Source organism: Bdellovibrio sp. HCB-110 (genome assembly GCF_047323225.1).
In the GTDB taxonomy this organism is placed as follows: domain Bacteria; phylum Bdellovibrionota; class Bdellovibrionia; order Bdellovibrionales; family Bdellovibrionaceae; genus Bdellovibrio.
The window spans coordinates 3,683,475-3,706,153 of the sequence record NZ_CP178750.1 but is presented as its reverse complement, the minus strand read 5'-3'; the positions used below and the strand labels follow the sequence as shown (position 1 = coordinate 3,706,153).

15 protein-coding genes are annotated in these 22,679 nt (G+C 45.5%); 10 read left to right on the top strand and 5 right to left on the bottom strand.

The window, feature by feature from the left end; all coding sequences use genetic code 11:
- Window positions 1–93: 93 nt before the first annotated feature.
- Window positions 94–690 carry a hypothetical protein gene (locus ACL934_RS17550; RefSeq protein ID WP_413612670.1) on the top strand — a complete coding sequence of 199 codons (597 nt, stop codon included), beginning with the start codon at window positions 94–96 and terminating at the stop codon, window positions 688–690.
- Window positions 687–1,130: an LEA type 2 family protein gene (locus ACL934_RS17545; RefSeq protein ID WP_413612669.1), complete on the top strand. Its 444-nt coding sequence runs from the start codon at window positions 687–689 to the stop codon at window positions 1,128–1,130. Before ACL934_RS17550 ends, ACL934_RS17545 begins: the two co-directional genes overlap by 4 nt.
- Here ACL934_RS17545 and ACL934_RS17540 read toward each other — a convergent pair.
- Both ACL934_RS17540 and add read right to left on the bottom strand, forming a co-directional pair.
- Entirely contained in the window at window positions 1,127–1,708 is a 582-nt protein-coding gene (locus tag ACL934_RS17540; protein ID WP_413612668.1) for a hypothetical protein, read from the bottom strand. The genes ACL934_RS17545 and ACL934_RS17540 overlap by 4 nt on opposite strands.
- Window positions 1,705–2,730 (bottom strand): adenosine deaminase, encoded by a 1,026-nt coding sequence (add, locus tag ACL934_RS17535; protein ID WP_413612667.1) that lies wholly within the window; start codon window positions 2,728–2,730, stop codon window positions 1,705–1,707. The genes ACL934_RS17540 and add overlap by 4 nt, the downstream gene beginning before the upstream one ends.
- A gap of 67 nt (window positions 2,731–2,797) precedes the next feature.
- On the opposite strand from add, the gene ACL934_RS17530 reads away from it, so the two are divergent.
- From ACL934_RS17530 to ACL934_RS17520, 3 genes are all read left to right on the top strand, one after another.
- A complete protein-coding gene (locus tag ACL934_RS17530; protein ID WP_413612666.1) occupies window positions 2,798–4,831 on the top strand; it encodes a transketolase C-terminal domain-containing protein in 2,034 nt (677 codons plus the stop codon).
- A 235-nt stretch (window positions 4,832–5,066) separates the two neighbouring features.
- The gene (locus ACL934_RS17525) at window positions 5,067–7,679 is read left to right on the top strand and encodes a hypothetical protein (RefSeq protein ID WP_374075703.1); all 2,613 of its coding nucleotides are present in this window, start codon (window positions 5,067–5,069) and stop codon (window positions 7,677–7,679) included.
- A gap of 1 nt (window position 7,680) precedes the next feature.
- Window positions 7,681–11,538: an RCC1 domain-containing protein gene (locus tag ACL934_RS17520; RefSeq protein ID WP_374075701.1), complete on the top strand. Its 3,858-nt coding sequence runs from the start codon at window positions 7,681–7,683 to the stop codon at window positions 11,536–11,538.
- Window positions 11,539–11,647: 109 nt separating this feature from the next.
- On the opposite strand, the gene ACL934_RS17515 is transcribed toward ACL934_RS17520, so the two are convergent.
- Window positions 11,648–12,136: a chemotaxis protein CheW gene (locus ACL934_RS17515; protein WP_374075699.1), complete on the bottom strand. Its 489-nt coding sequence runs from the start codon at window positions 12,134–12,136 to the stop codon at window positions 11,648–11,650.
- Window positions 12,137–12,387: 251 nt separating this feature from the next.
- Here ACL934_RS17515 and ACL934_RS17510 point away from each other — a divergent pair, with 251 nt between their 5' ends.
- The 5 genes from ACL934_RS17510 (at window position 12,388) to ACL934_RS17490 (ending at window position 20,484) form a co-directional block, all read left to right on the top strand.
- Window positions 12,388–14,376, top strand: coding sequence for a chemotaxis protein CheA (locus tag ACL934_RS17510; RefSeq protein WP_374075697.1), 1,989 nt, complete (start codon window positions 12,388–12,390; stop codon window positions 14,374–14,376).
- Complete coding sequence (locus ACL934_RS17505) at window positions 14,373–15,242, top strand: CheR family methyltransferase (protein ID WP_413612665.1); 870 nt, start codon at window positions 14,373–14,375, stop codon at window positions 15,240–15,242. The genes ACL934_RS17510 and ACL934_RS17505 overlap by 4 nt, the downstream gene beginning before the upstream one ends.
- A gap of 16 nt (window positions 15,243–15,258) precedes the next feature.
- Entirely contained in the window at window positions 15,259–16,320 is a 1,062-nt protein-coding gene (locus ACL934_RS17500; RefSeq protein WP_374075692.1) for a protein-glutamate methylesterase/protein-glutamine glutaminase, read from the top strand.
- 322 nt (window positions 16,321–16,642) lie between these two features.
- Complete coding sequence (locus tag ACL934_RS17495; RefSeq protein ID WP_374075690.1) at window positions 16,643–18,313, top strand: PQQ-dependent sugar dehydrogenase; 1,671 nt, start codon at window positions 16,643–16,645, stop codon at window positions 18,311–18,313.
- Window positions 18,314–18,360: 47 nt separating this feature from the next.
- Entirely contained in the window at window positions 18,361–20,484 is a 2,124-nt protein-coding gene (locus ACL934_RS17490; RefSeq protein WP_374075689.1) for a prolyl oligopeptidase family serine peptidase, read from the top strand.
- Here ACL934_RS17490 and ACL934_RS17485 read toward each other — a convergent pair.
- Complete coding sequence (locus ACL934_RS17485) at window positions 20,481–21,239, bottom strand: cyclic nucleotide-binding domain-containing protein (protein ID WP_374075687.1); 759 nt, start codon at window positions 21,237–21,239, stop codon at window positions 20,481–20,483. The genes ACL934_RS17490 and ACL934_RS17485 overlap by 4 nt on opposite strands.
- 174 nt (window positions 21,240–21,413) lie before the next feature.
- The gene (locus ACL934_RS17480) at window positions 21,414–22,613 is read right to left on the bottom strand and encodes a poly(A) polymerase (protein WP_374075686.1); all 1,200 of its coding nucleotides are present in this window, start codon (window positions 22,611–22,613) and stop codon (window positions 21,414–21,416) included.
- Window positions 22,614–22,679 lie beyond the last annotated feature (66 nt).

Here is a 22,679-nt window from a genome sequence, read left to right as displayed (position 1 = left end):
AGTAAATTTCTGCGTTTCACATACTATGGACTTATGAGAATTTTATCCCGTTTTAAATTTCTGTTAGTCGGCCTGATTATAGGGGCGTGTGGAGTGTGGATTTTCAATACCTATTATCTCACCAAGCAGGCCTCAAGTTTAGAAGACCTCTTTCGGGAAAATATTGAATATCGATTTTATTCTTATGCCACGCAAATCGTAGGGAAACAGCGCTTGCAGGTCGCAAAACTTCAACAGGTGGAAGTCTTTGAAAGGACTTCACAGTTGAAAGCTTTTTGGATTGATCTTCCCAGTGTCGTTGTGAAAGCGACGGTTCCGGTGGAGTACAGTTTCTTTGTCGACATGAACCAAGGTTGGAAGTTTCGTTTGATCGATGACGTAGTTCTTGTCGATGTTCCCGGACTTACCAACAGCACACCGGCCGTGGATATTGGAAAACTCCGTTTTGATGTCGTCAAAGGAAGTATTTTTCGCAGCGAAAGCGAGTCTCTTGAAAAGATTCAAAAAGAGCTGATGGGGTTGCTTGTTGAAAAATCCATCGAACATCGAACGGTGGTTCGTGAGCAGGCCAGAACGTCCATTGAGCAATTTGTTGGTGGATGGCTTTCTCAGGTGACGGGCGGACTTCCTTCTGCAAAGATACGAGTGCGATTTGCGGATGAAGCAACTACTGAAAAGGGATTGCAATGAAAAAGTCGATTTACTTTCTTATCTTTGTTTTGACAGTGATGGTGTCTTGCTCGTCTTTGACGAAAAATCTTTTGAAAGATCCGGAAGTGTCTGTTGTAGGTATGAATGTCAGCGAAGTCACCGGACAAGATGCCTTGGTGAATGTAAAATTAAATGTGAAGAATCCAAACCCGGTTCCTTTACGTCTGGGAAAAGTGACTTATGCCCTGACTGTTTCTGGACAAGATGTGACTGAGGGCGAGTTTAAAGACGGCATTGATATTCCTTCACAAGGTGAAAACGCCGTTGTGATTCCTTTGCGATTCAAATACAACACAGTTGGAAATTTGGTGAGTGGAATTTTAAAGGGAACTTTGACTAAAGAGTATGAACTTAAAGGCTCTGCGCAAATGGGATTGTTTTCTATTCCCTTCACACAAAAAGGCGAGCTTGAGTTTTAAACCGCTCGCCAGCCTGTCTTCTTTGTCCACTCGATAAACTCTTGATAGCGTTTGGCTGGATCGGGTGGGTGATAATCTCCGTCCATCGGCGTGATCACCAGACTTTGGATTGCTGGAAGATCCATTTCTTTGCGGCGTTTATTGAGCTCGTCCGGTTCTTCCACGTCCGTGACTCTCAAAATGCCATTTTCATCCCAGTCGGCATTGGTGCCGTAGACTTGTTTCCGGCCTTCGTAAAATCGAATGCGATCGACAAGAGAAGCGACGTACATTCGCGGAACCTGTTTTTTCTTGGCAAGATCGACCAGGCTTTCTTCTTGGGAACGCATAAACTCAGGCCAACTGATTGCGTGTAAAAGAAGTCGCAAAGCCGCAATGCAGGCGTCTTCTCCGACTTGCGCGATTGTGGGAAAACCTTTGTTTTCTTCAATCAGTTCTTTGAGCCGTTTGGCATGTCGTAAATGAACCTTCTCCATTTCCGGATGATAGCCATGAAAAAGTTCTCCCGTGCTGGCGAGAGCTTCTCGGACGGCTTCATCTTCACGGATCATGTGGAGAAGTTCTTCTTTCATTTTCATCCGAAAAATTCCGTCATAAATCGGTTCTTTTCTGATTCTGAAATAAAACTGGCGTCGAAAGCTACTTGGTTGCAGCGATGGAAATCGGCTGTGCTGAAACCATGAACGCGATGAAGAACTTCATAGTCATCACTGAGTGTCGTGGCAAATACTCCCGGATCATCGGAGTTGATGGTGACAAGAACTCCTGCGTTCATCAATTGACGAATTGGATGCTCTTCATAAGTTTTAAAACTTTGCGTGAGGTAATTACTAATGGGGCAGACTTCAAGTGGAATGCGACGATCGCGCACGAAATTCAAAACTTGTATGTCATTGACGATTTGAATTCCGTGACCGATACGCTCGGCGCCTAAAATTTCAATGCTGTCTTTCACCCATTGTGCCGAAAGGGGGCCTGGCGCTTCTCCGGAATGCACTGTGATACGAAGTCCCGCCTTCTTCGCTTTTTGGAACAGAGGTGCAAAAACTTTTGGATCAAATCCGTCTTCGTTGTCGGCTAAATCCAACGCAATAAAACTGTCCTTATGAGCAATAGCGAAATCAACAACCTTTTCGGCTTCCGCGAAGGGTTTGATTCTTTGTACGATGCAGATAAGTCCAATCGCCATGTGATATTTTTTGCGGGCCATCTCAATCCCTTTATGCAGGGATTTGTGGATCTTTTCAAAAGTGAGATTTTTATGGCCATCGGCGATGAATGTCGGAGCGTAGCGAAGTTCGAGGAGTCGAATTCCATCGTTGTAAGCGTCCTCACAAGCCTCAAATGCAATACGCGTGAGGATTTCTTCACTGGCGAGGACTTTTTGCGCATTCAAGAATTTGTTTAGAACCGAACCCAAGTCTTTCATGGGGCCCGTAATCAAAAACTGATCCTTTTGTCCTTGAGATGTCGGAGCTAAAGGGATGCCGACCTGGGGCGCCAGTTCCGTAAGCGTACTCCAACGCACTGAGCAGTCGAGATGGCGGTGCAATTCGACTTTCAGGATATCGCGAATATTGTGGGAATAGAGTTTTTCCATTTAACGCTCCCGGTAAGCAGTCCAGTTAGCTTTACCCATTTCGTCTTCCAGAGTAAAACTTAATCCTATGACAGAACCCATCCAAATCAAAACAAAACTCGCGGGGAATCCTTCACAGGAACCTCAATTTAAAACCCACGTCAAAAGCAAAGACGGACGTCAGATTCCAGTTGCCGACCCTCGTGCAACTCGTGCTTTGGTTTCTTTGATGGACATGAATGCCGTGCTTGGCGGAGCTGCATCTCACTACGGTGGACCTGCGGCCTTGGCGGAATTGATGTCGGCACTGCACGGACACGTTTTTGATGTGGCCGCGCGCGAGAAAAAACAGTGGTACGATTTGTTTCACATCGTGAACGATGCCGGTCACTGTGAAAATGGTTTGTATGCTTTGAAAGCCAATTACCAAATGGCGGGTCTGACTTTGGATTCGTTGAAAAAATTCCGTTCGATTGAAAGCGGTCTTACAGGTCATGGTGAAGTTCACTGTTTCCCTGAAGGTGTTTTTATCTCTAACGGTCCTTTGGGCTCTGCGTTTCCGCAAACTCAAGGTGTGGCAATGGGGGAGGCGATCTCGGGTCGCAACCGCGTGACTGTCACGACAATTTCAGACGGCGCTTGTATGGAAGGCGAAGCAAAAGAAGCCTTCGCGGCGATTCCAGGATTAGCACAAACGGGGAAGATGGGTCCTTACGTTTTGCTCATCAGCGATAACAATACAAAACTTTCCGGCCGCATTGATGCAGAGTCTTTCTCTATGACTCCGACTTTCAAATCTTTGAAAGATTTGGGTTGGAATGTGATCAATTTAACTGAAGGTAATGATCTGCAAAAATGTTACGACGCGATTGTAACAGCGATTGAGCAAGCTCAAGCCAATCCAAAAATGCCAGTGGTGATTCATGCACGCACAGTCAAAGGGATTGGAACTAAGAAAACAGCGGAATCGGCAACGGGTGGTCACGGTTTCCCTCTGAAAAGCCCTTCTGAGTTACCAGCATTCTTGGGTGAAATTTATGGTGGCGAAGCTTTCCCTGCTGTTTACAATACGTGGATTGATGAACTGAACAAATGGGAAGCAGACATCAAAGCCAAAGCAGTGAAAGATTCTGGAGAAAAAATCCAGACGGGAGTTTCTTCAGCTATGGTCCGCGCTCGTAAAGCGGGATTGCCTGTCTTGAGTGTGACCTCGGATCTTCCTGGCTCCACAGGTGTTGCTGGATTCCGCAAAGAATTCCCGCAAGATTCTTTTGATGTCGGTATTGCAGAAAGCAACATGGTTTCTACAGCGGCGGGTCTTTCTAAATTGGGATATATTCCAGTTGTAGATACGTTTGCACAGTTTGGTGTGACGAAAGGGGCGTTGCCTTTGACGATGGGAGCCTTGTCAGAAGCTCCAGTGATTGCAATTTTCTCACACACAGGATTCCAAGATGCTGCGGACGGAGCTTCTCATCAAGCTCTTAGTTACATGGCGATGGTTTCTTCGATTCCTCATGTCGATGTGTATTCTCTTTCATGCAGTGAAGAAGCGGATGCTTTGGTTTACTCCGTGATTGAAAACTTTGCGAAAGCTCGTAAAGAGGGACAAGTTCCGAATTCTTCGGTGTTCTTCTTGGGTCGTGAAAACTTCCCTAAGTCTTATGTGTCTCCGACTTCTTATGAATTGAGAAAAGCGCAAATCTTGATTGATACAGCAAAAGACAAAACGAAGTCCGTGACGATTGCGACAACAGGTTCTTTGGTTCCGCAAGCCTTGCAGGCGGCGAAAGACTTGGAGGCCAAAGGTGTGGGCACGATTGTTGTGAACTGCGCTTGTGTAAATCACGTGGATGTTGCGACTTTCAAGAGCGCTTTGGAAAAAACGCAAGGTCGTATGGTCACTGTGGAAGATCACCAACTTGTTGGTGGTTTTGGACAGATGTTGACTCATGCATTGTTGCAAGCGGATGCAACGGTGGCAGTGAAGAGCCTGGGTGTTCACGGTGAATTCGGTCAGAGTGCTTATACGGCACTAGACCTTTACCGCAAACACAAAGTGGATGCTTCTGCGATTGTTGAAACTGTCGGGACGTTTTTTCAAAAAAGTGGTGCTTGGTAACAAGCATCTCAAAATAATACAGACCGAGAAAATCTAAAAAAGAGATTACAAAATCCAAAACGTTCGCGGAATGAAGTGAGAATATTTCAGTAATTCCTGTTTATTGCCGAATAAGTTTATTATGAACGTTTTGGGACCCTTGTTATTAATGCCTTTAGTGGTATTTGTTTCGGCATGCTCTCTAGAAACTAGAATTTCCCAGTCGACCGGTATAGGGGGAAATAAGGACGGAGGGGTGCCTGGTATTATGGTGCCTGCATCTCAACTGCAGGTCGTCGGTGAAAACGATTCAGACCGTGACACTCTTTTAAAAGCCTCTGTTCACGCCAATTTCGAATGGAGTGGCGATAGCAATCAAAAATACAGAGTAAGAATCATGCAGGCCAACGGTGCGGTCGAGCACTGTGCGCCGGTGATTGTGACAGGCGTGTCGACGGATCTTTCAGGCTGTAATTTTTCTGATCAGCACTATTATAAAGCGGAAATTGTTCCTGTGGATGAAACCCTCAATCCGATGTGGGCTTTTTCGCGACTCTTTGAATTTCTGGTTCTCAAACTCAGATTGAACCACAGATCTTTGGATCTTCTCACTGGCGAGTCACTTTTTTTTGCCGTGTCAGATGGACTTCCCAATTACACTTTTACTGACAGTGGAACGGGCTACTTAAATACCACAAATTTGAATTATCAAGTGCCGTTAAGTGCACTGCCTGGACAAGACACCGTGACCGTGGTCGATGCCAATGGAACTCAAGATCAAGCGAAGGTTTCCGTGCGTGGATTTTCGCAAACGAATTTTCAAGTGAACTCACTTCCAATAGGCGCATCCTATGCAATTGGGAAAGATGTGACCAGAACGGCTAACGGAGTTTTGTTGGCTATCACCATGGCAGAGTCCGCAGTGTGGATGGATACCTGGATCACTTTTCGTAGCACGGACAATGGAAGGACTTGGAGTAAATCCGAACTTTTTATGTGGCGATATGACGAAGAAACCTATGGGCATGCTATTGCCGCCTCTCCGGATGGTTCTGCTTATGCCTGTGGTACGGAAGGAAGAGATACGGGCTATGATTGGACTGTGAGAAAAACCACAGATGACGGTTTGACTTGGTCCACTGTTCACAAGCTGGTAGGAGCTTATGCCTGCTATGGAATCGCCGTGAATTCGAGCGGTCGTGTCTATACGATCGGTGAGGGCTTAACCAATAATTGGGAAGTCTATGAAAGTGCTGACGGTGGAGTGACTTTCAATCAAATCGACAGTGTTTCTGGTACTGGTTACATCGTGGAAGTCGATCCCAACGGAAATCTTTGGGCGGTCGGAAAAGTCGGAGCGAATTTAACCATTCGCAAAGGTGTTTATGGTGCCGGGACTTGGACGTGGACCGATGTGAGCGTGCCTGCACTCACTATGACGACTAACTTTTGGCATTCGTTCGGTCAATTGATCTTCAAATCATCCACTGAGTTTTATCTGGTCGGAACGTTTGCAAATCAGATGAGGGTTTTAAAGTCCACTGATTCTGGTATGACTTGGACGGAAGAGTACACAACGGGTGTCAATGGGTATGGTCTGGGAATCGCTTTGTCATCGGATAATGACACCTTGGTGGTCTCTGGATACGCCGGCACGAAAGCGGAAATTCACAGAAGAGATTCAGGAGTTTGGTCAAAAGTGCCGGATGCCAATTTGCCTTGTGGAGGATGTCACAAACAAGGGGGACCTTTGTTGACGCTTCCTAACGGCGACATACTCGGGTTTTTCTATGAGTCCCCCGATGATGATCTTGGACGAACGGCGTATTCAACCGACAAGGGACTCTCGTGGTCTTCATCGCAAAAACTTTTATGGGGTCAACCTTATGATGTTGTCCCTCTTTTTCTCACGAAAAAACGCAATGGTGATCTTTGGTTTGCCACGGAATCTGCGAATGACAGTTGGATATGGGGTAACTCGCTTCATTTAGGAACCAATAACGGCAGTTCATGGCAAAAAATAGCTGAATCCTTCCTGGAAAATTGGACAGATCAGTTAAAGTTTTCCCACGGGACTAGGGATTCTACTAATAATTATTTCTACGCCACTTCTGCGCCCGCCGAAAAACTTTATGCTTCGACGGATGGCGGAAGCACTTGGCAGGAAAGAAGTGTTGCAAACTTAAACTCGGCGGCAGTGAAGATCAGTTACTTGGACACTTCCTACGATGACAGTTTGGTTATGGTGGTTTCTTCGGCGACGGAAGTTCAACTCCGAGTGAGTACAAACAAGGGTGTTTCCTGGATTGATAAAAAGCTTTTCCCTATCACGGTCGGCGCTGCAAACTTTGTCTTCCACGACCTCTATTTTCATGATGCTCAAAATATTTTTTTAGTTGGAGAGGAGACTCGCAGTGGAGTTTCTTATTATGTCGTATATAAAACGGATCAAAATTTTTCGACCTGGAGTTTGATGAAGGAAGCTGCGGTGACCTCCATTAACAAAGTCGCCTTAAAACGCGGAGCTGATGGGGCTATCTACAGTTCATTGAACTCGATCGTTTATAAAAGTTCGGATGCGGGTGCTACTTGGCAGGCAACTCCAGGAACATGGCCTTCGTTCTTTGATTTTGCCGTGGACAGTAAGGGAAGAGTTTTTGTTATGAGTTCCACTTACGAAGTGATGGCTCTCAGCACGTATTCCAACTCCCTATTCGTGGTGCAAAAACCTAATGATACAGATCACTGGGACTTTGATGCGCAACCGTACATGCTCCTCATCAACAATAAAGTAAATTTTCCTGTCGTTTATCCTGATGAGCAAAAGGGTTCGCAATTATTTATGAGAGAACTTCCGGAGGCCAACTAGTATGGCGCGCTTAATGAAGTATTTAGGTTTCATTTTGATGGCCTCTTTCGTTGTGGCCTGTAAGCCCATTTTGGGTGAACTGCCCTCTCTCAGTGAGGAAGAAGGCGTTGTTGAAAACCCCGATCAGACCCCCGCGCCTGCAGTTCCCGCAGCAGAGATTGAACTTGAGCAGGGACATTTTTTAGAGAGTATTCAGAATCAAAAAAGTAGCAACTATCAGCCGACTTTAGTTCTTGATTTTGCGAACTCAAAAGGAACTGAGGCGATAAAAATTTATATTGATTCCCGATGCAGCCTGAAAGTTTACGAAGGCACCTTGAGCGCTACTGGAGATATCAACGTTCAATTGAATTTTTTCAGCGACGGTCGTTCCGATGGGCTTTTGAGTTTCTACGCGCAGGTCGGCGATTCGGCCTGTGGCGATTTGGGGTTGCAATACACTCTTGATACAAGACCTCCGGTCAATCTTCAGTCCTTGGAAGTTTCAGGCCTTTCTTTGGGAGGGTACACCAACCAAACGAGTTTGACCTTGCAAGCTGGGGCGAGTTTATTCGAAGAAGGCACAGAACTTTCAGTTTATTTTGATTCAGCCTGTGCAACATCTGCTGGGCAGGCAAATATTATTTCCGGTCAGGCGAATATCACCGGGGTGACTTTTGCCGGAGCAGGTGTCGATGATGGTTTGAAGTTTGTCTATTACAAACAGAAAGACGTTGCGGGCAATCAGAGTCCTTGTGTTCCTTCGTACTACTTTTTTACGTTAGACACAGTGGCTCCTGCGAATCCGACGGGAACCTGGCAGGTCTACGGCTCTCCCGTAACTCTTCCAACCCACAAATGCATGATGAATACTTATTCCACTGTGGCTCAGGGATGCTCCACATCTCCAAGACTTGTGGGATCGGGTTCTGAGACGACGGGAACTTTGGAGGCCTTTGTCGATGCCTCATGTTCTGTTCTAAAAGGTTCTGCGGAAATCACAGGTCCGTCGGTGACAGTGAGCAACTTTAATTTCAAAAAAGATGGAAGCGATGACGGGCTGATGTCCTTTTATATTCGACAAAAGGATTTGGCGGGCAATCAATCCGCTTGTGTACCAGCTGGAACCGCCTCTTATACTTTGAATACCTCGGATTTTGTTCCCACATTTGACGGTCCGCTGACTGGTACAGTAGAGGGGCCTTTTGTAATAACGGGAACTTTCAATCGGGACAGTGGGATGAATATGTTTGATAACCCGGCAAGTAATTACCTGGCTGTTGTCAATGGGACGGCCAACATGACTGTCTTGAAGAATAACTTCTGGATATTTGTAAAGCCCACCGCTGCTGGAGAAGTCCGAGTGAGTTTTACGACTGATGATCTCTATGATATGTTCTATAACGGTAACACTTCTCCGGCGGTTTTCGTTCGGAATTATCAACCTCCCAATGAGATCGACTTTACAAAAGAAGTGGATCTTGTTTCAGAAAAATCCGGCACTTACTTGCTAAAAGTTCGTGCGCAGAACCCTGTCAGTCACAACGTTGAAGTATTTTATGACATTCTCGCGAATTCGGTAGCAACATCTTCCCATCATGGCTTGGTGAGCGGAAGTGTTATGCTTAATGTAGGTCAGTCAGAGGCGACAATCTCGATTCCTATTTATGACTCAACGGACGCTTTCAATAGAAGACTTTTGATTGGTATTACGAGCTTAACGAGTTCCTCGCCCACAAGTTATAAGCTGGGAAAAAATCCATCTTTCGCGTTGGATATTCAAGATGATGAAACGAAGTTAGGATGGAGCCATTTGGCGACGGGTGGCAATTCCTACAACGGCGGGTGGATTTGTGGAGCGAAAGCTGATGGAACCACGAGTTGTTTTGGCATAGGAATTAATGGTGTCTTGGCGAATGGTTCACAGACAAATTCGTTGGTTCCTTCGCTCGTTGGCGGTCATGTTTTTAAAAAATTATCGGCAGGTGGGGGTTTAACTTGCGGAATCAATGCTGTTGATGACTTGTACTGTTGGGGAGCGAACATTTCTAGCGTGATCGTGCCATCAGGAACAACTTACTATGCGTCTCCTCAGGCGGTGGATGCGGGTGAAAAGTATTTAGATATTAGTATTGGTATGGATCATGTTTGCGGAGTCACTTTGGCCAATCGTGTGAAGTGTTGGGGCAGTGACAGCTCGGGAAAGCTGGGAAATGGTTCAGGTTCTACAACGAGCATTCCTGGTTTTGTGGATTCCCCATGGAATTTTTCGAGCGTCTCAGCCAGTTCTTATTACTCTTGCGGAATGACTACGAGTGGAATCACCTCTTGTTGGGGATATAGTTGGAGTCTGGAATTACTTGTGAATGGATCAAGTGGCTATATTCAATCTCCTGCGGGAATGCCAGTTGATACGTTGACAAAGATTGAAGCGGGAAATGGTTTTTTCTGCGGCCTTAAGACCGGTGGTGAATTGATCTGCTGGGGGATGCCACATAGTTATCACTTTGGGTACGACACGACTTCGAATTGGAGAATCAGTCCTACGAGATTCTTTGATCCTTTGACATTTAAAGATGTCAAACTATCTGGTGACCGCGCTTGTGCAATCACCTCGGATGATAAACTTTATTGCTGGGGCGGTACTTATAAAGCGCCTCATTATAAAGCGGAAGGACTCAGCATTCAGAAAGTCGTTATGAGTGAAGCCGGAAGCTGTGCGATGACCCTTGATAACAAATGGGTTTGTTGGGAGCCGATCTCTATGGGGCCGAGCTCTAACAAGGTTTCTTATTTGAGTAAGTCTTATTCGCTAACTCCTGTGGCCGTAGAAACTAATGTAGATAAGATATTGAATCAAAGATGCTACAGAAAAATATCCGGCGCTGAGAAATGCTGGGGAGCACCCGAAACGCATTTTAATTTCACGAAGGGCAGAAATATTGCGACGGAAAAACCGGTTCTTCTTAAGAACACGGCTTTTAATTTTGATACCTCCATCTACGGATGCCAAATTAATGATACAGGCAATATGGAGTGTTGGGGAACGGCCCTCGACGGGCAAGTGGGCATTGGTTTAACAAGTGCATATTCCAAATTCAATCATCCCCTTTTGATCGACAGGGGTGTGATCTATACAAAAGTAGCTTCTTCACCGAATCGTTTTAATTGTGGTGTTACCAATGACGGTAAGATGAAGTGTTGGGGATATAACTCTAACGGACAACTGGGCTCTGGCAATTATACGGTCGCAAATACTCCTCTCCATGTTGATACAGCCGTGACTTATGCCGATGTCGCGGTGGCTCAGTATACGACATGCGGACTGACGGTGGCTGGAAAGATTCGCTGCTGGGGTTTTAATGGCTCCGGAGCGGTAGGTGTGAATTCGACGACAACTTACTTTACCAGTGCCCAGGAACTTACTGGCACGTATAAAAAAGTTTTCGCTGCCAATTCCAGTTATCATATTTGTGCAATTGACGATGTCGATAAACTCATGTGTTGGGGTTTTAATACTTCTTCGCAGGTAAAAAGTGGGGCAGGGTCGTCGGTTCGAGCGCCTGTGGACGTGATGCCTGGAACGACTTTTAAAACAGCGACTGTTGGATTGACTCATACTTGTGCGATCAGCATGGCGGATCAACTCTATTGTTGGGGAGAGAATTTTGACGGGCAACTTGGGGATGGCAGCCAAACCAACCGGACAGCTCCGACTTTGATTGATTCAGGGACTTCCTACAAAGAAGTCGCGGCGGTGCAAGCAGGTACCTGTGGAATCACGACGGGCAATGTCTTGAAGTGTTGGGGAAGAAACTGGGATGGATCTTTACCCACAGGAATTAACTATAATTATCTATATGTCTTAGATTATCAGTAGCGCCCAGCTTTGAGGGGTCTATCGGAATAAAAACAAAGGGCTCTGTCTGTTAGACGAGCCCTCTATAAAATTTAACGCGACAGGGTTGTAAAAAATCCCCTGGCACCTTTTAAGCGGCTTTCGCTTCTTCGCTGTGTGAGAACTGAGCCATGTGGCCCATTTGTTCTGCAGAGAATGCAGATACGATGTCTACCAAGATCACAACTTTGTTATCTACTTTACCCATACCGCGAACAAACGACATTGCGTGTTCGTTGCCGAGTACTGGAGAAGGTTCGATTTGTGACTCTTGAAGGTCTACAACCTCTTTTACAGAGTCTACGATCATACCGACTTGGCCAATTTCCGTATCAATAACGATAATGCAAGTGTCGCGAGTAGTGTCTTGCGGTTGCATACCGAATTTAATGCGAAGATTTACTACCGGAATGATTTTACCGCGAAGGTTCATCACGCCTTTTACATAATCTGGAGTGCGTGGCACTGGAGTGATCTCACCAAACTGGTTGATTTCACGAACAGTTTCAATAGCTACGCCGTATTGCTCAGACATCAATTGGAACGTCAAATACTGACCTGGTTTTGCTTTATCGCTCATTGTAATCGCCTTTCAAAGTCGAAGATAAAATCTTACCCCAGACTCTTCGAGAAAAACTTGGGGGGACTTAAGAGAATTTCTCGCCTCCATTAAAAAAATAATTATTTGGATTTCGATCATCTCAGAGTGAGACAAGATCGACAAAGGTCGGGTGAGTTGAATTTAATCTCATTCTGGACCAACGATGGAAATAGTAAGCACACCTATCATCCGATAATTTCTTGTGATTTTTCAATGATAATGGAGCACACATGAGCGGTGATAATGCCTTTTTCGAAGAACTGCAGATGGATTTCCTCAATGAATCTGCGTTCATGCTGGAACAATACGAAGAATACATGATGAGGCTTGAGAACAGTGAAGATCCCGCGAAGGATCTGACTGATATTTTCCGTGTCGCTCACTCAGTAAAAGGCGGAGCCGCTGCTGTCGGTTTGACGGACCTTTCCAAGTTTGCCCATGTGATGGAAGATCTTTTGGATCTTTTACGTTCACGTCCGGAGTTGGTGAATTCAAATGCCATTTCCCTTTTATTGCAATCTGGTGACGAACTTAAAAATCGCATTGGATCTTTGCAGCAAGGTAAAAATCTTCCGTGGGATACAACAGTTTTGCGCGAACAGTTGGTGCAATTAACAGAAGAACTTTCTGGCAAACCTTCTTCGCGCAATAAACCTGCGGCCCATGCGGCGGCAGAAGAAGAAGTGAAAGAACAAGTTCCTGATGATTTCTTTGCGAATTCTACTCCAGCTCCGGTGGCAGAAGCGTGTGACGATGTAACCAATCATGATCTTTTGGCGGAACTTTTGGCTCAATTATCTCCTGAAGACCAAGCTGAATTCTATGCTAAAGAAGAACAAGAAAAGAAGGCAGCTGCGGCGGTTGCGGCTCCTGCTCCGGCATTAAAAGTTGTTTCTGAAAGTCCGAAAGCGGCACCTAAGGCGGAACCGGCGGTGGCTTCGAACAATGGTGGCGGTGGATCTGGCAAGGCTCCGGCAAAACAAACGAGTGCGATTAAAGTTGATACGGGTCGTGTGGATTCCGTTCTTGATGCCGTGGGTGAGCTTGTTGTTTTGAAGAATCAATTGGTTCACGATGAAACTGTGCGCAGTGGTGTAAACCTTCGTTTGGAAGCCATCGTAGATCAATTGGATAAAGCTGTGCGTGAACTCTATGAAAAAACATTGAGCATCCGCATGACGCCATTGAAATCCATGTTTATTAAAATTCAAAGGATCGTTCGTGACGTGTCTTTGAGTCTGGATAAACCTGTGGATTTGCAACTTATCGGTGAAGAGACTGAGGTTGAAAGAACAGTGTTTGAATTGCTCGGTGATCCTCTCGTACATTTGGTTCGTAACTCGATGGACCATGGGGTTGAGAAAAAAGAAACACGCTTGGAAAGAGGCAAGTCTGTTACTGCGAAAGTTGTTGTTTCGGCAAAACAATCCGGTGGAAACGTCATTATCGAAATCTGTGATGATGGTGGCGGTATCAACCGTGAAAAAGTTTTGAGCAAAGCCATTGAAAGAGGTTTCGTTCCTGCGGGCGTGGATCCTGCGACGATTCCGGATGAACAAGTTTTCCAATATATTTTCCAACCAGGTTTTTCAACAGCAGACAAGATTTCGGATCTTTCAGGTCGTGGTGTGGGTTTGGACGTTGTGAAATCCAACTTGGATAAAATTAACGGGAAGATCAATATCTTCTCGAAAGCGGGCCAAGGAACGACGTTCCGTTTGACGATCCCTCTAAGCACGGCGATCACTGACGGTATTATCGTGGCTTTAGATGGCGCTCGTTACATCTTACCCATTCACTCTATTCGCGAAATCGTGCGCGTTCTTCCAAAAGACTACACGCATATTTCAGGCGCTGGAAAGGTGGCGAGCATTCGTGGCTTGTTGCTTCCAGTGATCGATGTTTCTAAAACTTTGGGTTCTATCAACTGGAACTTGAATAAGCGTGACCAACAATTGATGGCAAAACGCGAGAACTCATTGAGTGCTCGTCGTGAAGAAACGATGTTGGTGATTATTGAATCTATGACAGGCCAAATGGCTTTCCCTGTGGACGATGTTTTAGGTCAGGCTCAGGTGGTTGTAAAACCAATCACGACAGGTCAAGACATTCCGGAAGTTGCAGGTGCCGCAATTCTTGGAGACGGTCGCACGGTCCTTATTCTTGAACCAGGAGCTTTGGTTAGCAATGTTTCCAAAGGCCGGGAGATCGCAGCATGACGGCTGTAAAAAAGAACGAATTGGTGGGATCTCTTTACGATTTTGAAGAGATCAAGCTGACGGATAAAATGTTTACGAAATTTGCGGAGCGCATGTATGAACTTGCGGGTGTGGATCTTCCACTAACTCCCAAGAATCATGCTTTGATCCGCAATCGTATTGTGAAACTTCTAAGACGCCACTCTTTGAAAACTTACGAAGAGTATTGGGCGATGATCGACAAAGGAAGCTCCGAGTTGGTGTCCGAATTTATTTCGGCACTGACGACGAACATGACTTCGTTCTATCGTGAATCGAATCACTTCGACTTCCTGGCGGGAGTGTTGCCGGATCTGTCACGCAAATTTGGTTCTGATGTGCGTATTTGGTGTGCGGCTGCAAGTACCGGACAAGAGCCCTACACGATTGCAATGACGGCGTGTGAAGCTTTGGGTGAAAGTCCTACGCAAAAAGTGCGTTTGCTGGCGACAGATATTGATTTGCAAGTTCTGAAAAAAGCTTCTTCGGGAACGTATGAAGAGCGAGAAATGCAAGGTTTGCCTCCGGCGCAACGCCACAAGTACTTCGATAAAGTGAAGTCTCAAGGCGATGAGTTTTGGAGAGCCAAGGATCAGATTCACAATATGATCCGCTTCGCGCCTTTTAATTTGATGAATCCAAAATACGAATTTCAGCACAAGTTCCACGTGATCTTTTGCCGAAACGTTTTGATTTATTTTGATGAACCGACAACGAAAAAAGTTATCGACAATTTGGTGGCTTGTCTTGCGCCGGGTGGATATTTGATTCTGGGTCACTCGGAATCTGGGAACGTGAAACACCTGCAATTAAAACCACTTTCCAGAGCTGTGTACCAAAAGATTTAAGGAATAGAGGCCCATTATGGCTCAAAAGATCCGTATATTGATTGTTGATGATTCCGCAGTGATTCGTAAACTGCTTGAGAAAATTTTTAGCTCTTCTCCGGATATTGAAGTTGTGGGAACAGCTTCAGATCCTTACATCGCTAGAGACAAACTGGTAAGTTTGAAACCAGACGTGATGACTTTGGATGTGGAGATGCCTCGTATGGACGGCATCAGCTTCCTTGAAAAAGTCATGCAGCACTTTCCAACTCGCACGATCATCTTCTCGAGCTTGGCCAAGACGGGTTCTGAAACCTATCTGCGCGCGCTTGAGGCCGGTGCGATTGAGATCATGGAAAAACCTTCCATTGACGTCAGCCAAAGTTTGGAAACTTTGTCCCAGGCTATTATCGAAAAAGTAAAAGCCGTGGCAAAAGCCCGTATCAACCCAGTTAAAAAAGTGGTTCCTACGTCAGGGCCTGTACAAAAGGTGGCTCCAACGTCAATGGCAAGAACGACTCACCAATTGATCGCGGTGGCTTCTTCCACAGGTGGAACGGAAGCCTTGAAAGTATTCCTGAGCGGAATGCCAGCGGATATCCCAGGAACTTTGATTGTTCAGCATATGCCTCCTGGATTTACGAAATCTTTCGCTGAAAACTTGAACAACATGTTTCCTTTTGAAGTGAAAGAAGCTCAAGAGGGAGATCAAGTTGTTCCCGGCCGCGTGTTGATTGCTCCAGGAAACTATCACATGGAAATCACACGCAGTGGTGCCTTTTACTATGTGAAACTTCATCAAGGACCCGCTTTGCACAGTGTTCGTCCGGCAGCAGATTATCTTATGAAATCCGTTGCAAAATATGTGGGTAAGAATGCCTTGGGTGTTGTTCTTACGGGCATGGGCAAAGACGGCGCTGAAGGTTTGTTAGAGATGAAAAACGCCGGTGCTTACACCGTAGCTCAGAATGAAGAAACCTGTGTTGTTTACGGGATGCCAGCCGCCGCTGTCGCACTGGGCGCGGCAGATAAGATTCTTCCCCTCGATAGAATCGCGGGCGATTTACTGGGTCAAATCCAAACTCGCAACGCTGCCTAAATCAAATATATGGTTCTGCCCGTCGGCAGAGCCATCGTTCAACGATATTGACATCGATCAATTATCTGTTATGGGCATGACCGACTCCATGGTTTTGGCTTGTGCTCGTATTAATAATGTTCCCCTTTTAACTCTCGATAATGATTTTGCGTCATTGCCAGGTGTACGAGTCGTTAGATAATTAGTTTTATCAGTGCATAACAAAAATGGGCGCAAGTTTGCTGTTTCTCATTTCGAGAGACTCCAAATAAAAGTAATTCGGTTTAAAGGGCGTGTTTTTTGCTCTGTTCTTTGAAGGATTTCCCTTCGAAAGGACCGAGTTATGAATACAAAAACTCTTGTCTCAAAATGGATCGCTCTTGTAACCGCTTTTTCTGGCGTCACAGCTCAGGCTGAGGTCATTGAAAAATCAGGTTACCGTATCGACCCTGCGGTTCTTTGTGACGGTCTTCCGCAGGTCAAGGTGGCGACTCCCGACGGAATGTGTGTGGGTATCCTTGCGGCGAAACAAGATGGTCTAAAAATGCCTCGCTATGCCGTTCAATCTAAAGAAGGTGTCACCTATGTTTCTGAGATGGGCGGTTGGGCTTTTGGAAAAGGCACAATCTATGCGATCTATCGCGGGAAAGATTCTCAAGGCGTAGAGAAAACAGCAGTTGTTAATTTATTTCCAACAAAAAAACTCACGATGCCCAATGGTGTGGTTATGGATCCGGAAGGGCGTTTGTATGTGGGAACTCCGACGGCGGTGATTCGCTTTCAACCCCGTGACTCTAAGACAGGACAATTCAATATTGATACGACTCCTGAAGTTGTTGTGAATGATTTTGCAAAATCTATCTTCCGCAAAGATGAGTATATGAGTGCCGGAGAATACAACTCCATGGCAACAAAATATAAAAACAAACATCCCCTCATTCAAATGGCTGTGAATGGTAATTTCACTGAGATGTATATCAATATTGGTGCGCCTTCAGATGACTGCGGTTCGGGACTGAAGACACTCGATGAAAATGGCAAGTGCATTCAATCGGAAAGTCCTTTGGCCAGTGCAGCTGTGTGGAAAGTAAATTTGAGTAACGACGCCCAAAGAAAAGCTGTGAAGGTGGCTCCCTTTGCCCGCGGTCTTCGTAACTCCATGGCTTTGGCCGTGCACCCGATTTCAGGCTTAGTGATTCAAGGTGAAAACGGCATCGACTTGGCTGAAGAAGACAAGCCCTATGAAGAACTCAATATTCTTGAGGAAGGTCGTCACTATGGTTGGCCGTACTGCCATTCTCGTGGCGAAGTCGCACCTAATTTCCAAGGCAAAGTGACGCCAGAGATGTGCGCAAAACAATTTGCTTTACCGAAAGTATTTATGCCAGGTCATACAGCGCCTTTGGGACTTTTATATTATCGAGGCGAACTATTGCCGTCACTGAAGGGAAAACTTTTAGTGGGATGGCATGGTTATCAAAAGTATGGACATCGTATTGTGGCATATCCAATTGATGAAAAAGGTGTTCCGACGGATACGCAATATCAGGAAATTGTTTTTGGCTGGAAGGCATTGGAAGGCGTTCGCCCGCGTGGAGCTCCCACAGGGCTGACAGAGATGAACGATGGATCTATTTTAGTTCTTGATGATAAAAACGGGGCTGTTTTAAGAATTTCAAAAGGAGAAAAGGCCGTTATTACTCCAGAGGACCTCGTGGTTGGCGGGTTCACGGAGAAAACATTGCAGGCATTTGAGCCCTTGGTTCCCTTTGTGAAAAAGAACTGCGCTATGTGCCACACGCAATTTCAAAAAGAAAGTGGGAAAGAAATGTTGGGAGAAATGCGTGGGACCATGTTGAATCTTTCCAGCCCTTCAGAGAGTTCTTTCTGGTTGAAACTGAAAACCCGTCAAATGCCGCCGGAAATGATGCGCTCGTCCCTGGATTTCCACGAAAAAGAATTCGATCAGGTGCTTCCTCAAGTCGAGGCCTTTATTAAATCCTTGAACCCTTAAGAGGGTCTTCCTTAGAATAGACTCCTGCCAACCAACAGGAGTCTTCTATGAAATTTCCAAAGTGGTTTCTTCTTATGCCTTTAATGATGTTAGGGGCTTGCAAATCAAAACCTCTGCAAACGAATGCTACCAATGACGGTGACGACCCTTATTTGTGGTTGGAAGAAGTTGAGGGCGAGAAGGCTTTGAAGTTTGCCAAAGACGAAAATAAAAAAACTTTGGATCATTTCAAAAAAGATCCTCTTTTTAAATCTCTTGAAAAAGAGATTCGTAAAATTGTTTTGGCGAAAGATCGCGTTCCTGAAGTGAAACTCATGAATGGGGAGCTCTATAACTTCTGGCAAGATGAAAAGCACGTCCGTGGTATTTGGCGCAAGACCACGATTCAAAGTTACAAGACAGGAACTCCTCAGTGGGAAGTGATCTTGGATTTGGATGCGTTAGCCAAGAAAGAAAAAGAAAATTGGGTGTGGAAGTGGTCATCAGAGCTTCCTCCAAAGTATGAAAGATCTTTTATTCATTTATCTCGAGGTGGAAAAGATGCCACGGTGGTTCGTGAGTTCAATCTGAAAACTAAAGAGTTTGTTAAAGACGGCTTTGTAGTGCCTGAAGCAAAAAATGCGCTATCTTGGAAGGACGAGAACACTGTTTTTGTCGGAACTGATTTCGGACCGGGTTCTATGACAGATTCAGGCTATCCACGCATCATCAAGGAATGGAAACGCGGGACTCCTCTTTCTGATGCCAAGACTGTGAACGAGGGACAAAAGACCGACATGTCAGCGTATAGCTGGGTGCAGTTCAATCCCGAAAAAAAATATATTTTTCACTCCCATCGTCTTTCTTTCTATGAAGGTAAAGATTGGTATGAGGATGAAAAAGGTCAACGCACAAGGATTCCGATGCCAACGGATTCAGAATTTAATGGCGTCTTTAAAGGTCATTTATTGTACGTTCTTCGCTCAGATCTAGGAAAGTTTAAAAAGGGCAGCTTGGTTGCGATGCCTTTAGAAAAGATTTCCGAGGGTGATAAAGCTCAGGATTCATTGCAGTTGGTGTTTGCTCCGACAGAGAAGAAGTTTTTGCAATGGACGAGTTCAACTAAAAACTATCTGATGCTTTCAACCATCGACAACGTTCTTTCTAAAATCGTGAAGGTGTCTTATCAGGGACCGAATAAGTGGATGTCTGAAGAAGTGTCTTTGGGTAAAAATGGCATGGCCATGGTCACGTCCACGGAAGACGAAAGTGAACGTTATCTTGCCGTGTACACAGATTTCCTGACGCCATCATCGAATTATGTGGCAAGTGCCGACGATTCTAAAAATCACTTTGAACTTCTTAAGAAATCTCCGGAGCGCTTTAACGCGAACGGCATGCACACGGAGCGTTTTGAGGCGACCAGCAAAGATGGAACTAAAATTCCGTACTTTGTGGTTTCAAAAAATTCCCTTAGCAAAAACGGAACCAATCCAACACTCCTTTACGGATACGGCGGCTTTGAAGCTTCTATGCAGCCTTCTTACAATGGCGTCCTAGGTAAAGCATGGTTGGAAAGAGGTGGCGTATATGTCTTGTCAAATTTGCGCGGTGGAGGAGAGTTTGGTCCGGCTTGGCATCAGGCTGTTCTTAAAGAAAACCGTTACAAGGTTTTTGAAGACTATATTGCGATCGCCGAAGATCTGATCCGTCGTAAAATCACCTCTTCACAGCATTTAGGAATTCGTGGTGGATCTAACGGAGGACTTCTTACGGGAGCGACATTTGTTGCAAGACCGGATCTTTTCAACGCCGTTCTTTGCCAAGTTCCACTTCTTGATATGCTTCGCTATCACAAGTTATTAGCAGGGGCGAGCTGGATGGATGAATACGGAAATCCCGACGATCCTAAAATGCGTGAGGCGATTTTAAAATATTCTCCGTATCAAAAGGTCAGTGCTCAAGGGAAATATCCAGAAGCCTTCTTTATGACGAGCACCAAAGACGACCGTGTTCATCCAGGACATGCACGTAAAATGGTTGCAAAGATGAGAGAGCAAGGACATGCACTGTTCTATTACGAAAATACGGAAGGCGGGCACGCACGAACTGCCAACCTCGAACAAAGTATTTTATGGAATACTTTGGAGTTCACTTATTTGTGGGAAAAGTTAGGAAATAAAAAGCCCTAACCAGTGAGGGCTTTGTTGGCCTTCTTAAGCCTTTGTGAAAGTGTTTTCACAAGGGCTTTGGCCCACGAAGGGCGCGCAAAAATCACGTTGTCTAAGGACCTATTCGGAATCGCGATTAATTCCACTTCGGTGATCGCTTCCACGGTGGCAGAGCGAGGGTCATGATTAAAGTGACCCATTTCTCCGACGAATTCTCCCGCCATGATTTCACCGAGCATCACCTTATCACCGTCGTGACCTAAGCAGTAGGCTCGCAAGCTTCCTTTTTTAACAATATAGGCAAGCTCCGTACTATCGCCTTCTTTAAAAAGCACTTCACCCGGTTGCAGTTGTTTCAGCTCATACTGAGGTTGATCGTCGTTCTTCTTAGGTGAAACGATTTTTGAAATGCAATCCACCAAAGCTTGTTCTCGATCCGGCTCTGTTAAAAACTGCACGCGGCCTGAAGCCACTTCCGAAGCAAAGAGGTCATGATCTGCGACGTAAGACATCACAATGATGGCGATGTCTTTGTTGTTTTTTTCTTTAAGAATTTTCGTAACGATATCAAAGCCGGAACCTTTAGGAAGGTACTCGTCAACTAAGACGGCTTTTGGATGAACGTTGTCGAGTTTGTATTTGGCTTCAAACCACTCGGCGCCATGAAAGACGGAGCTGTTCTCGAAATTTCTGGTCAGGACATCGGTGCAACGTTGAATGCGGGTCTTGTCTCCACTGATGATCAAAAACGTGTTCTTCTTATTGTCTTGTCCCATCGCTAACCTTTCCTTGGAGTCTCGTTGTTGCAAATTGGCTTACGCCAGATTGAGACGACTCCTTAAGGGTTACACAATTTGATTATCTTATGAGTATTGAGACGTAGCAAGATGGGAGCCTCAAATCGAAGCTCCATGTATTAGAATGAGATTATTTCACGAGGGAACGCTCGCCTAGTGCTGAGTTTCTTCAGTCGGCTTGTGCGGAAGTCCGCCTTTGTACTTTTCAACTTGTTGAAGCCAGTATGTCAGTTGGGCTCCGGACAAAGAGTAATCCATGATTGCCAGTTTCATCGCTAAACCGAAGGCTTCGTTGTGAACGAACGCCATCTGACGGCGCTCGCCCTTACGAGAGTAGTTTTCGATGCGGTGAAGTCCCTGCATGATGTGCAAAGCTTTAAAGAAAATCGCAGACTCTTGTTTGAAGACGCCGATTTCTTCACGCATAAAATACGCAAGCTTCGGATCATTCAATAGGTCATCGTGATTCCAAGGTTCTTCTCCGTATTGTGCTTTCATAAATGCCAGCATAAATCCAGAGAACAACTCTGTCGGGTTGGACTTGTCGATTTGTGCCGAGTTGATGCGGGCTAAATGGATTTCAAAAGTCTCCATTTTGACCGGATCAACAAAGACGGACTGCAAGCCTGGAAGAATTTGCTCCATGATGTGCAAATCAAAAAGCTCCATGAAGGCGCGATGAGGTTCACTCAAACGCAAGAACTTCAGCCATTCTTCACGACGGCGAGGCAAAACAGATTTCTTCAATTCAACACTGCATTCAGCAATCGCTGCGCGCATGGAAGACTCAATAGAAAAATGCAATTTGTGAGAAAGGCGAATCGCACGCAAGATGCGGATCGGATCTTCAATGAATCTTTCTTTCGGATCACCAATCATGCGCAGCACGCGATCTTGAATGTCTTGAATTCCACCGCAGTGGTCGATCAATTTGTGCTGAACAGGATCATAGAATACGGCGTTGGCAGTGAAGTCGCGGCGTTGAGCATCTTCCTCGACCGTTCCGAAATAGTTGTCACCCTCAACAGTGTCATCGCCCAGGGCGGTCAGCTCTTCAGGAGTTACATTGCGGCGGAAAGTTGCGACTTCAAATTGTTGATCGCCACGCTTCACAAGAACGAGCTTAAAGCGACGGCCAATCACATAAGCATTAGGAACTTTTTTGCGAACCTGATTGGGAAGAGCGTTGGTTGCAATATCGAAGTCTTTAGGGTGGATGCCCACAAGCAAATCGCGAACACAGCCACCGACGAGGTAGGTTTCAAATCCGGCGTCTTGCAGACTTCGGACAATTCGTAATGCATAGTTGTCGATCCAGTCCTCATGGAGCTGGGGCTTTTGCTGAGATATCATCGAGGCTGAATCTACATCCCTTCGCATCAAAATTCAAACGTTGTTGAGACCTTTTCTCGGGGGTAT